Annotated in this window: 13 protein-coding genes; 7 read left to right on the top strand and 6 right to left on the bottom strand. The window is 73.2% G+C overall.

Features of this window, described 5'->3' with window-relative positions; genetic code table 11:
* Positions 1 to 60: 60 nt before the first annotated feature.
* Positions 61 to 1,458, bottom strand: coding sequence for an MFS transporter (locus EDF33_RS10555; RefSeq protein WP_123938771.1), 1,398 nt, complete (start codon positions 1,456 to 1,458; stop codon positions 61 to 63).
* 171 nt (positions 1,459 to 1,629) lie between these two features.
* Between EDF33_RS10555 and EDF33_RS10550 the strand changes: the two genes are divergently transcribed.
* Genes EDF33_RS10550 through EDF33_RS10530 form a run of 5 tightly spaced genes read left to right on the top strand, consistent with a single transcriptional unit; the run spans position 1,630 to position 7,063 of the window.
* Complete coding sequence (locus EDF33_RS10550) at positions 1,630 to 2,859, top strand: alanine racemase (protein WP_165918793.1); 1,230 nt, start codon at positions 1,630 to 1,632, stop codon at positions 2,857 to 2,859.
* Positions 2,859 to 3,704 carry an IclR family transcriptional regulator gene (locus EDF33_RS10545; RefSeq protein ID WP_123338793.1) on the top strand — a complete coding sequence of 282 codons (846 nt, stop codon included), beginning with the start codon at positions 2,859 to 2,861 and terminating at the stop codon, positions 3,702 to 3,704. The genes EDF33_RS10550 and EDF33_RS10545 overlap by 1 nt, the downstream gene beginning before the upstream one ends.
* Complete coding sequence (locus tag EDF33_RS10540; protein ID WP_132100024.1) at positions 3,701 to 4,678, top strand: sugar kinase; 978 nt, start codon at positions 3,701 to 3,703, stop codon at positions 4,676 to 4,678. The genes EDF33_RS10545 and EDF33_RS10540 overlap by 4 nt, the downstream gene beginning before the upstream one ends.
* 55 nt (positions 4,679 to 4,733) lie before the next feature.
* Positions 4,734 to 5,393, top strand: a complete 660-nt coding sequence (locus tag EDF33_RS10535; RefSeq protein ID WP_123292032.1) for a bifunctional 4-hydroxy-2-oxoglutarate aldolase/2-dehydro-3-deoxy-phosphogluconate aldolase — start codon at positions 4,734 to 4,736, stop codon at positions 5,391 to 5,393.
* Positions 5,390 to 7,063 (top strand): amidohydrolase family protein, encoded by a 1,674-nt coding sequence (locus EDF33_RS10530; protein ID WP_132100023.1) that lies wholly within the window; start codon positions 5,390 to 5,392, stop codon positions 7,061 to 7,063. Before EDF33_RS10535 ends, EDF33_RS10530 begins: the two co-directional genes overlap by 4 nt.
* Positions 7,064 to 7,113: 50 nt before the next feature.
* On the opposite strand, the gene EDF33_RS20530 is transcribed toward EDF33_RS10530, so the two are convergent.
* On the bottom strand, positions 7,114 to 7,515 hold the full coding sequence (locus EDF33_RS20530) for a Rid family hydrolase (protein ID WP_235035960.1): 402 nt from the start codon (positions 7,513 to 7,515) through the stop codon (positions 7,114 to 7,116).
* 223 nt (positions 7,516 to 7,738) lie between these two features.
* On the opposite strand from EDF33_RS20530, the gene EDF33_RS10520 reads away from it, so the two are divergent.
* Entirely contained in the window at positions 7,739 to 8,980 is a 1,242-nt protein-coding gene (locus EDF33_RS10520; RefSeq protein WP_132100022.1) for a hypothetical protein, read from the top strand.
* A gap of 123 nt (positions 8,981 to 9,103) precedes the next feature.
* Here EDF33_RS10520 and EDF33_RS10515 read toward each other — a convergent pair whose 3' ends face one another.
* The 3 genes from EDF33_RS10515 to EDF33_RS10505 form a co-directional block, all read right to left on the bottom strand.
* Positions 9,104 to 9,595, bottom strand: a complete 492-nt coding sequence (locus EDF33_RS10515; protein ID WP_123292028.1) for a pyridoxamine 5'-phosphate oxidase family protein — start codon at positions 9,593 to 9,595, stop codon at positions 9,104 to 9,106.
* A 360-nt stretch (positions 9,596 to 9,955) separates the two neighbouring features.
* Complete coding sequence (locus tag EDF33_RS10510; protein ID WP_123938566.1) at positions 9,956 to 10,585, bottom strand: hypothetical protein; 630 nt, start codon at positions 10,583 to 10,585, stop codon at positions 9,956 to 9,958.
* A 149-nt stretch (positions 10,586 to 10,734) separates the two neighbouring features.
* Complete coding sequence (locus EDF33_RS10505) at positions 10,735 to 11,844, bottom strand: LLM class flavin-dependent oxidoreductase (RefSeq protein WP_243692432.1); 1,110 nt, start codon at positions 11,842 to 11,844, stop codon at positions 10,735 to 10,737.
* A 110-nt stretch (positions 11,845 to 11,954) separates the two neighbouring features.
* Between EDF33_RS10505 and EDF33_RS10500 the strand changes: the two genes are divergently transcribed.
* Entirely contained in the window at positions 11,955 to 12,863 is a 909-nt protein-coding gene (locus EDF33_RS10500; RefSeq protein WP_132100021.1) for an SDR family oxidoreductase, read from the top strand.
* A gap of 162 nt (positions 12,864 to 13,025) precedes the next feature.
* On the opposite strand, the gene EDF33_RS10495 is transcribed toward EDF33_RS10500, so the two are convergent.
* Complete coding sequence (locus EDF33_RS10495; RefSeq protein ID WP_165918792.1) at positions 13,026 to 13,817, bottom strand: NRDE family protein; 792 nt, start codon at positions 13,815 to 13,817, stop codon at positions 13,026 to 13,028.
* Positions 13,818 to 13,819: the final 2 nt, after the last annotated feature.

Below are 13,819 nucleotides of genomic sequence, written 5' to 3'. Positions count from 1 at the left end.
TGACCGTGACGGAAACGGACAGTCGCGGGCCGCGCGCAGGGCTGCGTGGAACCGCCCGGGTCAGGCGCGGACCCGGCGGGCGGGGCGGACGGTGTCCCCCGCTGTGCGGCTCATCAGGATGCCCTCGACGCACGCGACGGCGAGCAGCGCCGCGATGACCCAGAACGCGACGGAGTACGGGCCGTCGCCACCGAGCCCGCCGGCCGCGCGGATCACGACCGCGGCGACGGCGACGCCGAACCCGGCGGCGGTCTGCTGCAGCGTCGACGAGAGCGTGTTCGCCGGGGTCATGTCGGCCTGCTCGACGTCGGCGAAGGCGATGGTGTTGTACGCCGTGAAGCCGACGGAGCGGGCGGCACCGCTGACGACGAGCAGGACCGCGAGCAGCCAGAACGGGGTGTCCTCGGTCATGAACGCCATCGCGACCACGGTCAGCGCCGCGATCGCACTCGACACGATGATCACCGGGCGGTAGCCGAACCAGCGCAGGAACGGCGTCGTCATCGGCTTGATGCCGAGGTTGCCGACGAAGACCCACAGCACGGCGGACCCGGCGAGCACGGCGCTCCAGCCCCAGGCGTCCTGGAACAGCAGCGGGAGCACGAACGGCACCGCGGAGACCGCGAGGCGGAACAGGCTGCCGCCGGCGTGCGACACCCGGAACGTCTCGAGCCGGAACGCCTCGAGTCCCATGATCGGGTGCGGTGCCCGGCGGAAGTGCCGGATCGCGAACCAGCAGCAGACGGCGCCGACGACACCGGACACCACGACGGCCAGGACCGGGATGACGTCGAGCGCGAGCAACGACGCCATCACGACGAGCGACCCGAGGCCGAAGCACGCGAGCAGCGACCCGAACCAGTCGAACGGGACACGCTGCGCGGCGCGCTCCTGCGGGACGAGCACGAGCGCGGCGACGAACGCGATGACGCCGAGCGGGATGTTGATCAGGAAGATCCAGTGCCACGTCAGGGTGTCGACGAGCACGCCGCCGATGAACGGGGCGATGATCGGCGCGGCGAGGGCGGGCCAGGTGAGGATCGCGATGGCCGTGACGAGCTGCTCGCGGCCGGCGCTCCGGAGCACCACGAGCCGGCCGACGGGCACCATGAGCGCACCGCCGAGCCCCTGCAGGATGCGCCAGAGCGTCAGGTCGACGAGGCCGGTCGACATCGCGCAGAGTGCCGATGCGATCGTGAAGAGCGCGATCGCGCCCGCGAAGACGGTGCGGGACCCGATCCGGTCGGTGAGCCAGCCGGACACGGGGATGAAGACCGCCAGGGTGACCAGGTACGCGGTGATCGCGACGCCCACGGCGGCCGAGTCGACGCCGAGGTCGCGCCCCATCGCAGGCGCCGCCGTCGCCAGGATCGTGCCGTCGAGGAGCTCCATGAAGAAGGTCCCCGCCACGAGCACGGCGACCGCCGTGCTGCCCGTCCGCCGTCTGGGTGTCGTCATCGTCGTCGCCATGTCGCGTCAAAGGCTATGCCCGGTGCCGGGTCGCGGGGGGATCGTGTCAGGAGGTTCCGCGATCGTGTTGTGCATTGCAGAATGATGCGCACCAGCGCGTTGCCCTGCGGGTCCGCCGAGCGGGAGCGTGGAGGCTGCGCGACGACAGGAGGCTCACCGATGACCGACGCCGACACGACGACCCGGACCGTGACCACGAAGGGCGCCTGGGACCCGGCAGCGGGCACTCCGCACCACGTCCTCGACCACGCCCACCTGCCCGTGATGACGCTGCGCGAGTCCGCCCTGGCGAACAACACCGCCGTCATGCAGGCCTACGTCGACCGCCACGGGCTGCTGTTCGCGCCGCACATGAAGACGCACATGGCACCGGACCTCGCCGCACGGCAGATCGACGCCGGGGCATGGGGAGTCACGGTCGCGTCGGTCCAGCAGGCGATGGTCGCGTGGGAGCACGGGGTGCACCGGATCCTGGTCGCGAACGAGGTCCTCGACCCCGCCGGCCTCGCGTGGCTCGCGTCCCGGCGCACGGTCGACCCGGACGCCGACGTCCTCTGCTACGTCGACTCCGCCGCAGGCGTCGCCGCCGCCGTCGCCGCGCAGGGCACCGTCGCCGGCGAGCTGCACGTCCTGGTCGAACTCGGGTTCCCGGGCGGACGCACCGGGGTCCGCTCCCCCGACGACGCGCGTGCCCTCGCGCTGCTCGCCCACGACGCCGGACTCGTGCTCCGCGGTGTCTCCGGGTACGAGGGCGGGCTGCCCGGCGTCGACGCTGCACGCGAGTACGTCGCCGGCGTGCTCGACGTCGCCGAGGACGTCCGCGGGCTCGTCGACGGTCGCGAGCTCCTCAGCATGGGCGGCAGCGCCTGGTTCGACGCCGTCGTGGACGCCGTGGCAGACCGCACCGACGACCTCGACGTGCTGCTGCGGTCGGGTGCGTACCTGACCCACGACGACGGCTTCTACGCCGAGCGCACGCCGTTCGGCCGGCACCCGGCCGAGGGCTCGCTCGTCGCCGCGATCGAGGTCTGGGGACGCGTGACGTCCTGCCCGGAGCCCGGGCTCGCGTTCGTCGCCGTGGGCAAGCGCGACATCTCCTTCGACGAAGGGCTGCCGGTGGTGCGGTCGGTGCGGTCGGTACGGCCGACCCTGCCAGGAGGCCCGGCGGGCGCCACACAGGTCGTCCCGCCGCCCGGGGCGGTCACCGTCACCCGCCTCGACGACCAGCACTGCTACCTCGCGCTGGCGGACGGTGCCCCCGAGCTGACGCCCGGCGACGTCGTCGTGTTCGGCATCTCGCACCCCTGCACGGTGTTCGACAAGTGGCGGCAGGTGCACGTCCTGGCCGACGACGACACCGTGCTCCGGACGATCGCGACGTGGTTCTGATGCGCGCGACCACCGCGGCCCCGGTGCCGACGGACGGCGACGGTCCTGCCCGGAACGCCGCACTGTCCCTGCGTCGCGGGCTCCGCCTGCTCGACTGCATCGCCGACCGGACCCGCAGCGGCGCGGTGTCCGTCAGCCTGTCCGTGCTGGCCGCCGAGCTCGGCACCTCGAAGTCGACGGTGCTCCGCCTGACGGCCCCGATGCTCGAGAACGACCTGCTGCGCCGCACCCCGGACGCCGGGTTCACGCTCGGCCTCGGCGCCCTGCTGCTCGGGCAGAGCTACCTCGAGGGGATCGACCTGCGCTCCGCCGCTGCCCCGTTCCTGCGTCGGACGGCGGAGCAGACCGGGCTGACGTGCCACCTCGTCGTGCCGGACGGCACCGACATCGTCTACGTCGACAAGGTCGAGACCCGCGGCACCGTCCGCATGGGCTCCCGGATCGGGAACCGCCTGCCGATGCGGAACACGGCGTCCGGCAAGGCGATCGTCGCGTTCGGTGAACCGGAGCTGCTCGACCGGGTGCTCGCCGAACCGGCCCAGGTCATGACGGAGCACACCATCACCGACGACGACCGCTGGCGGCACGAGGTCGACCGCACGCACGGACGGGGGTACGGCATCGACGACCGCGAGAACGAGCCGGACATCCGGTGCGTCGCCGCCCCGGTGTTCGACCACGCGAACCAGGTGGTCGGCGCGATGAGCATCTCCGGGCTGGCCTCGCGGTTCCCCGCGGCAGCGGTCCGCGAACTCGGCGACGGCGTCGTCCGGACCGCCCACGAGATCTCCGTCGCGCTCGGGTCCTCGTCGGCGCAGCTCGCCCTCGCGCGGGGTGCCCGGTGACAGGCTCGGTGCTGACGTTCGGCGAGACGATGCTGCTGCTGACCGGGCGCGACGTCGGCGCGGTGCCGGACCTCGAGCACATGCGGGTGGACACCGGCGGCGCCGAGAGCAACGTCGCGATCGGCCTGGTCCGCGCCGGGGTGCCGGCAACGTGGATCGGTCGCGTCGGCACGGACCCCGCCGGCGACCGGGTCGCCGCCGACATCGGTGGAGAGGGCGTCGACGTCCTCGCGGTCCCCGACGCCGAGCGATCCACCGGCATCATGATGAAGGAGCGGCTGCTCGACGGCCGCACCCGGGTGACCTACCACCGCCGTGGTTCGGCCGGCTCGGCGTTGGCCGCGACGGACCTGCCCCGCAGCGTCGTCGAGACCGCTGCGCTCGTGCACGTCACCGGGATCACCCTCGCGCTCTCCGAGTCCGCACACGACACCGTGACCGCAGCGCTCGACCGGGCCGCCGCCGCCGGTGTGCCGGTGTCGTTCGACGTCAACCACCGGCCGAAGCTCATCGGCGCCGACGCTGCACGAGACCGGTACCGAGCCGTCGCAGCACGGTCCGCCGTGGTGTTCGCCGGCGACGACGAGGCCCGACTCGTGCTCGACCGCGACGAACAGGACGACGACGAGGAGTCACTCGCGCACGACCTCGCCGCGCTGGCACGGGGCCGCGCGGTCGTGAAGCTCGGCTCCCGCGGCGCCGTGGCGTCGATCGACGGCGTGTTCGTCCGTCGGCCCGCGACCCCGGTGCGCGTCGTCGACCCGGTCGGTGCCGGTGACGCGTTCGTCGCGGGCTGGCTCGCGGCGAGCATGGGCGGAGCGGACGCCGCCGAGGCGCTCGACCGGGCCGCCGACGCCGGCGCCCTCGCCTGCACCGTCGAGAGCGACTGGCGCCGACCGGACCCGGCCGCGTTGCACCACGCCCCGGACCCGTCGGACACCGACCACACCGTGCACGACCACGTCGACCGCTGACACCGCGTCCGCCGACACCGTGTCCGCCGAACACCACCACACGAGGAAGCGCACCATGACGAACGACACCACGAGCACCGAGCAGCACGCCGGCGCACGGCACCGCCACCAGGCCGGACCGGCGATCGCGATCCTCCGCGGCGGCACCGGCGACCACGTCGAGGACGTCATCGCCACCCTGGTCGAGTCCGGCGTGACGGCGATCGAGATCACCACGAACACCCCACGCTGGCGCGAGGGCATCGCCTGGGCGGTCGAGCGGTACGGTTCCGCGGCCTCCATCGGCGTCGGCACGGTGCTCGACGTCCGCCAGCTCGACGAGGCCGCCGCCGCCGGCGCCTCGTTCGCCGTCAGTCCCCACCTCGACGCCGAACTCGGCGAGCGCGCGCACGAGCGTGGCCTCGGCTGGTACCCCGGTGCCGCGACCCCGACCGAGATCGTCCACGCGTGGCGGCTCGGTGCCCGCGCGGTGAAGGTGTTCCCGGCGGCGCAGCTCGGCGGCCCCGCGTTCCTGAAGCAGGTCCTGGCACCGCTCGACTTCGTCGACGTCATCCCGACCGGGGGCATCGGTGTCGACGACGCCCCGGACTACCTGGCCGCCGGCGCGGTCGCCGTCGGACTCGGGTCCCCGCTCGTCGGCGACGCCCTGACCTCGGGCGACCTCGACGCCCTGCGGGAGCGGGCCGGCCGGCTCGTCGCGGCGCTCGACCGATGACCACCGGCGATCCCGAGCACCTGACGGGCTCCGAGCAGCCCACCGGCGAGCAGTCCGCCGGCGGCGTCGTCCTGCTGCGCGGCGGGTCGGTCCTCGGTGCGGACGGGGCCCCGGTGCGCGCCGACGTCCTCGTCACCGACGCCGTCATCCGCGCCGTCGGTGCCGACCTGGACGCCCCTGCCGACGCGCACGTGATCGACTGCGACGGACGCCTGGTGCTGCCGGGCTTCGTGGACGCGCACTCGCACGCCGGGTCGCTCGTGTTCGACGAGGGCGTGCAGCTCGCGCTCCTGCGCCAGGGTGTGACCACGATCGTGACCGGACAGGACGGCGTCGGACCGGCGCCGGGTGACGGTTCGTACGCCGACACGTACTTCGCCGCCATCGACGGCCCGCACCCGACGTACCGCGGTGGCGGGGTCGACGGCCTGCTGACGACTTACGACGGAACGACCCCGATCAACGTCGCGACGCTCGTGCCCGCCGGCACGGTCCGGCACGAGGTCATGGGCGACGACCCCGGGCCGGCGGACAGCGCGCAGCTGGCCGCGATGCGGGAGCTCGTGCGCGACGGCCTCGCGGACGGTGCGGTCGGCCTGGCGACGGGGCTTGACTACGTCCCCGGCCTGTTCGCCGGCACTGCAGAACTCGCTGCGCTCTGCACCGAGGTCGCTGCCGTCGACGGCCTCTACGTGTCACACATGCGCGGTGGTTACGAGGGGAACGCCCGCGCCGGCCTCGACGAGATCGCCGACATCGTCCGCGCGTCGGGCGTCCGCGCACACGTCTCCCACCTGCACGCGCCCGTCGACCTCGCGGTGACGGCACTGGCCGAACTCGAGGCCGAGGGCGCCCCGATGTCGTTCGACGCCTACCCGTACTCGCGCGGCTGCACGATCCTGTCGATGCTGCTGCTGCCCGCGGCCCTCGCCCGCCCCGGCACCGAGGACCTCGCCCACGCGATCGCCAACGACGAGGGTCGTGCCGCGGTCCGGGCGGCCGTGCTCGACCGCGTGCTGTCCCGCGCCGACCTCGGCACTGGCTGGGCGGAGCAGATCACGCTGTCGCACGTGCCCGCCGCCGAGTTCCACGCGCTGCAGGGCCGCACCCTCGCCGACGCCGCCGAGGCGACCGGGACGGATCCGGTGGACCTGGCCATCGACGTCCTGGTCGACTCGGCACTGCAGGTCACCGCCGTGATGCGCGTGCCCCGTCCCCGGACTGCCGACGACCTGGCGCCGCTCTTCCGACTGCCCGGGCACACGGCCGGTTCCGACGGCATCTTCGTGGGCACCCACCCGCACCCACGCGCGTACGGCACGTTCGCACGCTACCTGCAGGACTTCGCCCGCACGGGGCTCCTGACGTGGCTCGAGGCCTCGCGGCACCTGTCCGCCACTGCGGTCGAGCGACTCGGTCTCGGTCGACGGGGCGCAGTCACCGTCGGGGCGGTCGCCGACCTGGTGGTCGTGGATCCCGATCGGGTCGCGGCGCGGTCGTCCTACGACGAACCGATGCGCCTGGCCGAGGGCATCGACGACGTCCTCGTCGCCGGCGTCCCCGTGCTGGCCGAAGGCGCCCTGACGCACGCGACCCCCGGTGCCGGGCTGCGGCGCCACCCGGGTCGGATCGACCACGGGCAGGGAGCAGCGGGCACCGGGGGTCGGTGACCCAGCGCGGCGAGGCGCCTCGGTGAGGCTTCACACAGCCTGCGCCGACGTCACGAAGCGCTCGGCAGCACCGCCACGACGTCGATCTCGACCAGGATGTTCGCCAGGTGCGACTGCACGGTGGTGCGGACCGGGTACGGCTGCGAGAAGTGCTTCGCGTACTCCTCGTTGAAGGCCGGGAAGTCGCGGTCGGAGTGCTCGAGGTGCACCGTGGACTTCACGACGTCGTCGAGGGTGGCACCGTGCTCGGCCAGGACCGCTGCGACGTTGGCCAGCACCTGCGCGGTCTGACCGGCCACGTCGTCGGCGATCGCACCCGTGGCGGGGTCCTGCGGGCCGAACCCGGCGGTGTAGATGAAGCCGTTGGCGACGATGCCCTGGCTGTAGGGCCCGGCGGGCTTCGGTGCGTTGTCGGTCACGATGGCGGTCTTCGGCGCGGTGGGGTTCGGCACGGTTGCTCCTGTGGTTCGTCGGTCGTGGGGCTCCAGGCTAGGCGGAAGGCCGCTTCGAAAGCCGACCACCCGACCAGCGCATTCCGCATTGCAGAACGCGGGGCGGGCCTCCCGTCCGGGGTGCCGCACCGACCACCCAGGTGGAGGGCGACTACCCTGGCCGGGTGCCGTCCTCCCTGCCCGAACGCCGCCGAGCGCGCACGGGCTCGCGCCGAGCACGCGCATGAGCCGGCTCGACGGCGCGGTCACCGGGACCGCCGCGACCGGACGGCGCCGCGCACTCGACACCGTGACCTCCCTGCCGGCGTGGGCAGCCGTGCTGCTCGTCTGGACCGGCGGCCGGATCGTGTCGACGCTGTGGCTGGCACTCGCGTACCCGCTCATCGGACGGGCGATGCCGGACAACGCCATCTGGGGCAACGGGCACGGCTTCACGGCGTTCCTCACCGCCTGGGACGGCCAGTACTACGAGCAGATCTCGCTGCACGGGTACCCCGACGTGCTGCCGCTCGACGCCGTCGGCAACGTGGCACAGAACGCCTGGGCCTTCCTGCCGGCGTTCCCGTTCACGATCCGGATGCTCACCGCATCGACCGGGCTGCCGTTCACCGTCGGCGCCCCGCTCATCTCCGTGCTGGCCGGTCTGCTGGCGACCTACCTGCTGCACCGCCTGGTCCGGGACCGTGCGGGCAACGCCGCCGCGATGTGGGCGGTGTTCTTCTTCACGTGCGGGCCACTGTCGTTCCTGTTGCAGGTCGGCTACGCGGAGAGCATGTTCCTCGCGCTCACGTTCGGCGCACTGCTCGCCCTGGAGCGTCGCCGGTACGGGCTTCTCACCGTGCTCGGGGTCGCCGCTGCTTTCACCCGTCCGGGTGCGTTGGCCGTCCCGCTCGTGCTCGGGGTCATCGCCCTGGTGCGGTGGGTCCGGGCTCGCCGCGAGACCGGGCGGGTGCTCGACACCTTCCCGCTCCGCGAGCAGCTGCAGGTCGTGGCCGCCGGTGCCGTGATGGTGGCGGCGGGCCTCGCGTGGCCGGTCATCGCGTCGCACGTGACCGGCACGCCGAACGCCTACCTCGAGACCGAGATGTCGTGGTGGGTGAACTTCATCGGCCGCGTGGACTTCGTGCCCTTGTCGCCGTGGTTCCTCATCGCCGGGCGCTGGCTCGGCGTCGGCGGGATCCTGATCGTGGTGTTCCTGCTCGTCGGGTTCCCGATCTGGCTGCTCCGCCGGTCGACGAAGCGGCTCGGGTCGACGACCGTGCTGTACTCGGCCGCCTACGCGCTCTACATCTTCGCGGTGTCGCTGCCGATGGCCTCGACCCCGCGGCTGCTCATGCCCCTGGCGCCGTTGTTCGGCTCGCCGGAGCTCGTCGCGAAGCCGTGGATGCGGTGGACGTTCGTCACCGCGGCGCTGGCCGGGCAGCCGGTGCTCGTCGCGGTGCTCTGGCTGCTCGGGCCTCCGTAGCGAGGACGGGGACGCCGGCAGCGGCCCGACGACAGCTCCGACTCCGAACGACGAGACCGACGTCGTACGACATCGGTCCCGTCGTTCGGAGTCGGTTCGAGCCGAGACGAGCCCGCCCCGCCCCTACAGCTCGACGGTCCCGTGGTCCCCGGTGTCCGGCTGGCTCTGCTTGCCGAGTGCGGCCTTGAGCGTCTGCACGAGGCTGCCGACCGGGCCGGTGTCCTGCGTCCAGTACTCGACCGAGTCGCCCGACACGGTGAGGAGTCGGATCGAGGGGTCGTCGCGGCCGTCCGGGAACCAGGCCTCGGCGAACGGTGACCACAGCTCGTCGATCACGGCACTGTCCTGCGTCACCGTGGCGGTGCCGGCGATGGACAGGTAGCCGCCCTGCGACTCGATGGAGACGTTGACGTGCGGGTTCCTGGCGATGTCGTCGACCTTCTCGCTGCCGTCCTGCACCAGGAAGCGGAGGGTCCCGTTGAACGCCTTGTCCTGCACGGCGAGGGGCCGGGCGTGCAGCTGGCCGTCCTCGCTCACCGTCGTCAACAGGGCCGTGTGGGCGCCGTGGACGATGTCCGAGATGGCGGCGCGCTGGTCGGTCTGCGTGTCGGTCATGATGCTCCTTTGCGTCGTGCGCCCCACCCGTCCCGACGTTCGACCGCGGGTCCGGCGGGGCCGTACCGTTCCCGCCAGTGTGCCCCTCGACGCTGGGCGCGTCCGGCACACGGCAGCACCACCCCGACCGGGAGGCCCGCGCCGACTCCCCCGGACACGTCCGGCCACGCAGGTGGCCGGTCCGCAGTGCCCGCACCCGGTCCGGCGCGCTCCATGCGTCCGCACACAGCGACACTCCACCAGTCGATCACCGCGTGCATCGTCGGAACATGCACACGCACCGGATGCATGCGCAACGAGCGACAGTCCACGAGTCGATCCGGTGGTGGATCGTCGGAAGATGCACCCGTACGGAACGCGTCAGGCGGGCTCGCGGATGGTGGTCTCGACGTCGACGACCTGCGGCACCCGCGGCATCGACGCGAAGCCGAACGCCACGGGCGGGTCGAGCGGTACCAAGGTGCCGAGGGGCTCCCCCGCCCAGGTCCCGCGCACGCCGGTGACGTCGTGCGCGCCGGTCACGCCGTAGTACTCGCGGCGTCCGTTCCCCGCCGAGCCGGCGGTGCCGGATCCGGGCGCGACGAGCCGGGCGATCGGGTCGATCGCGGCGAGCCACCGCGGGTCGCGGGCGATCGGCTTCGGCACGACGCGCAGCACCCGGCCGAGCGGTGAGATCGTGCCGACGTCGACCGAGACCTGCAGGGCGCCGGCGTCGAGCTCCAGGCCACGGGCCGTCCGTCGGGCCCGGACGTCGACCACGGACACGGTGTCGAACCGGTAGGTGCCGGAGACGTAGGCGGCGACGATCTCGTCCGGCGCGAGCAGCACGCTGGTGCCGTCGGGTAGCTCGAGGAACACGTCGGTGAACGCCCCGAACGGCGAGCGGTCCCACATCCCGACGACGATCCGGACGCCCGAGGTGGTGCCGACGCCCATGATCCGGCCGCGGAACCGGCGCTCGACGGGTGGGGTGCTGGGGCGTGACGGCATGCCGTGGACCGTACCCGGCGCGCCCGTGAGCCGGGCCGACGGAACCGACCCGCGCCTCCCGGCCGACGGGTGCGCGAAAGCGACAGATCGCCGCGAACGTTCCGCGACGATCTGTCGCTTTCGCGGGGTAGGCCCGCCCGGCCGACCGCCTACGGGACGGGGACGGGCTCGGCGAGCAGCTCGCGCACGCGCGGCGCGACCTGGGTGCCGTACAGCTCGATGGACCGCAGCATGTCCTCGTGCGGCAGACGACCGGTCGCGTACCGCATGTCGAACCGCGAGGCACCGAGGATCCGCATGTTCCGGGCGATCTTCCGCGCAACGGTCTCCGGCGACCCGACGTACAGCGAGCCACCGGCGGACAGGCCCGCGTGGTACCCGGCGACGTCGAGGGGCGGCCAGCCGCGCTCCCGGCCGAGCTGGTCGGTGACGGCCTTGTGGTACGGCCAGTAGCGCTCGGCGGCTTCCTCGTCGGTCGCCGCGACGAAGCCCGGCGAGTGCATCGCGATGGGCTGCTGCGGCAGGTCGAGCTGGGCGAGCGCCTGACGGTACAGCCGCGAGAACGGGGCGAACTGCGCCGGCTGCCCGCCGATGATGGCGAGGAACAGCGGCAGGCCGTACGACGCCGCACGGATCACCGACTGCGGGGAACCGCCGACGCCGATCCAGGTGGGGATGGCACCGTGCTCGAGCTTCGGGAAGACGTCCTGGTCGACCAGGCTCGCGCGCTTCGTGCCGGACCAGGTGACGGCGTCGCCGCCGCGCAGGGCCGCCCAGAGCTGCAGCTTCTCCTCGAACAGGACCTCGTAGTCGGAGAGCTCGTGGCCGAACAGCGGGAACGACTCGGTGAAGGAACCGCGCCCGAGGATGACCTCGGCACGGCCGTCCGAGATCGCGTCGACGGTGGCGAAGCGCTCGTAGACGCGCACGGGGTCGTCGGACGACAGCACCGTGACGGCGGAGCCCATCCGGATGCGGGAGGTTGAGGCGGCGATCGCGGCGAGGACGACCTCGGGTGCGCTCACCACGAAGTCGGCGCGGTGGTGCTCGCCGACGCCGATGAAGTCGATGCCGACCTGGTCGGCGAGGACGGCCTGGGCCACGACGTCGCGGATGCTCTGCGCGTCGGACTTGAGGCTGCCGTCGGCGAGTTCGGTGACGTCGCCGAAGGTGTCGATGCCGAGCTCCAAGCGTCCGATCCGCTCGGGTGCGGGCGGCGGGACGTCCGAGGGGCGGTCGGTGCCGAATGCGTTGCTCATGGTTCCTCCTGGTCGCACTTCCATGCGTTTGCATCAAACTAGCACGGTCGCGCCGTGATGGCCAGGCCTGCGGGCCGGCACGGCCAGCGCCCGCGTGTACGGTCGCCCGCATGCCGAAGCTCCCTGACCAGACCGGACGCAGGATCGTCGTCACCGGCTCCAACAGTGGCACCGGGAAGGAAGCCGCGACCCGTCTCGCGGCCGCCGGCGCGAGCGTCGTGCTCGCCGTGCGCACGACCGCGAAGGGCGATGCCGCCGCGGCCGAGATCCGTGCAGCCCACCCGAACGCCGACGTCGAGGTGCGCGAACTCGACCTCGCGGACCTGGCGAGCGTGCGCCGCTTCGCCGACGGCATCGTCGGCGAGGACCGTCCGATCGACGTCCTGGTGAACAACGCTGGCGTCATGGCGCCGCCGCAGCGCTTCGAGACGGTCGACGGGTTCGAGCTGCAGTTCGGCACGAACTTCCTCGGTCCGTTCGCGCTGACGAACCTGCTGCTGCCCTCGCTGCTGCGTGCCGAGGCACCGCGGGTCGCGACAATGTCGAGCCTCGCCGCGATCCCCGGCCGGATCCGCTTCGGCGACCTGCAGTGGGAACGCGGGTACAACGGCTGGCGCGCCTACGGCCAGTCCAAGCTCGCCGACCTGCTCCTCGCGCTGCACCTGCACCGACTGACCGTCGAGGCGGACGTCCCCCTCGTCAGCACCGCGGCGCACCCCGGCTACACCCGCACGAACCTGCAGTCGGCCGGGCGCTCGCTCGGACGCGCGAAGCCGGTGCGGCCCAGCAACCGCGCGCTCCCCTTCACGCAGGCGGTCGAGCAGGGCACCGAGCCGCTGCTCTACGCCGCGGTCGGCCCGAACGCGGTCGGCGGCGCCTACTACGGCCCGGCCGGCCCCTTCGGCCTGACCGGACCGACGACCGCCGTCTCGATCCCCGGGTCGGCACGGAGCGCCGACCTCGCCCGCTCGCTCTGGGCCGTCGCCGAGGACCTCACCGGGACGCGTCCGCCCCTCTGAGCGCGGGGCGCCGCTCGCACGGTGCGAGGGCGCTGCGGTCTGGTGCGAGGTTCCGCACTCGGTGCGACGGACCGCGGCTCGCACTGAGTACGGAACCCCGCACGGTGCGCGGGCGCGGGGCGCGGCCGGGAGGCCCGTGGCGCGTCCGGTGCGCCGCCCGCGTCAGGCGCGGTGCAGCTCCACGGACCCGTCCAGCCGACCGGGTTCGGTCAGGCGGGCGTGCTGCAGGACGGTGCGGTCCGGACCGATCGCCGCGGCGACGATCGACAGCGTCGTCATGTGCCCCTCGGCCTCGTGCGCGTCGCGGAGGATCGCGTCGGGGTGGTCGCTCGGCAGCGCTGCGGACTCCGCCAGGACACCGAACCAGCCGCTCCACCCGTCTCCGGCGTCGTCGCCGGCGTCCACCGTCCGGAGTTCGTCGAAGGGTCCGAGCACCGGTGGCCCGACCGGGGCGTCCGCGGCGCGGAAGGCCTCGAGCCACCGCCCGATGCGCGGCGCCGCCGGGTCGTCCGGCTCGCCGTGCGTCACCATGTGCACGCCGGGGCCGAGCTCGGTCGTGCGGACCCGTGTGCCGTCCCAGGTCAGGACCGCGGCGCCGTCGGCCGTCGCCCGCACCAGGTTGAACGCGCGGGTGGTCGGCAGCGTGCCGTCGTGTCCGGGCAAGACGTCGTCGGCGACGGCGTCGACCGGCACCACGCCGCGGGTCGTCCACGTGCCGTCGACACTCGGCACCGGTTCGCCGCGGTTGAGCACCACCGCCAGTCCGGCGCGGTCCGAGGCGGCGAGCCACGCACCGCCGGCAGCACGGTCGCGCACACCGCGGACCCCGGGGTCGCGATCGGGCCACCACGCAGCAGGCGGGTCCCACGGACGCTCGGGTGACTCGTCCCGCAGGGCGAGCACGGTGACGGGCCACGCGGACCCGGGGTCGACGCGGACGACGACGGTGCACATGC

The sequence above is a fragment of the Curtobacterium sp. PhB146 genome (assembly GCF_004342995.1).
In the GTDB taxonomy this organism is placed as follows: Bacteria; Actinomycetota; Actinomycetes; order Actinomycetales; family Microbacteriaceae; genus Curtobacterium.
The sequence above is the reverse complement of the archived record's forward strand: the minus strand, read 5'-3'. Positions and strand labels throughout refer to the sequence as shown.

Coding starts and splice junctions, on each gene's coding strand:
- EDF33_RS10510 (WP_123938566.1), bottom strand. CDS start 10,585: ATGCCGTCACGCCCCAGCACCCCACCCGTCGAGCGCCGGTTCCGCGGC.
- EDF33_RS10545 (WP_123338793.1), top strand. CDS start 2,859: ATGCGCGCGACCACCGCGGCCCCGGTGCCGACGGACGGCGACGGTCCT.
- EDF33_RS10520 (WP_132100022.1), top strand. CDS start 7,739: ATGAGCCGGCTCGACGGCGCGGTCACCGGGACCGCCGCGACCGGACGG.
- EDF33_RS10500 (WP_132100021.1), top strand. CDS start 11,955: ATGCCGAAGCTCCCTGACCAGACCGGACGCAGGATCGTCGTCACCGGC.
- EDF33_RS10515 (WP_123292028.1), bottom strand. CDS start 9,595: ATGACCGACACGCAGACCGACCAGCGCGCCGCCATCTCGGACATCGTC.
- EDF33_RS10530 (WP_132100023.1), top strand. CDS start 5,390: ATGACCACCGGCGATCCCGAGCACCTGACGGGCTCCGAGCAGCCCACC.
- EDF33_RS10495 (WP_165918792.1), bottom strand. CDS start 13,817: ATGTGCACCGTCGTCGTCCGCGTCGACCCCGGGTCCGCGTGGCCCGTC.
- EDF33_RS10535 (WP_123292032.1), top strand. CDS start 4,734: ATGACGAACGACACCACGAGCACCGAGCAGCACGCCGGCGCACGGCAC.
- EDF33_RS10555 (WP_123938771.1), bottom strand. CDS start 1,458: ATGACGACACCCAGACGGCGGACGGGCAGCACGGCGGTCGCCGTGCTC.
- EDF33_RS10505 (WP_243692432.1), bottom strand. CDS start 11,844: ATGAGCAACGCATTCGGCACCGACCGCCCCTCGGACGTCCCGCCGCCC.
- EDF33_RS10550 (WP_165918793.1), top strand. CDS start 1,630: ATGACCGACGCCGACACGACGACCCGGACCGTGACCACGAAGGGCGCC.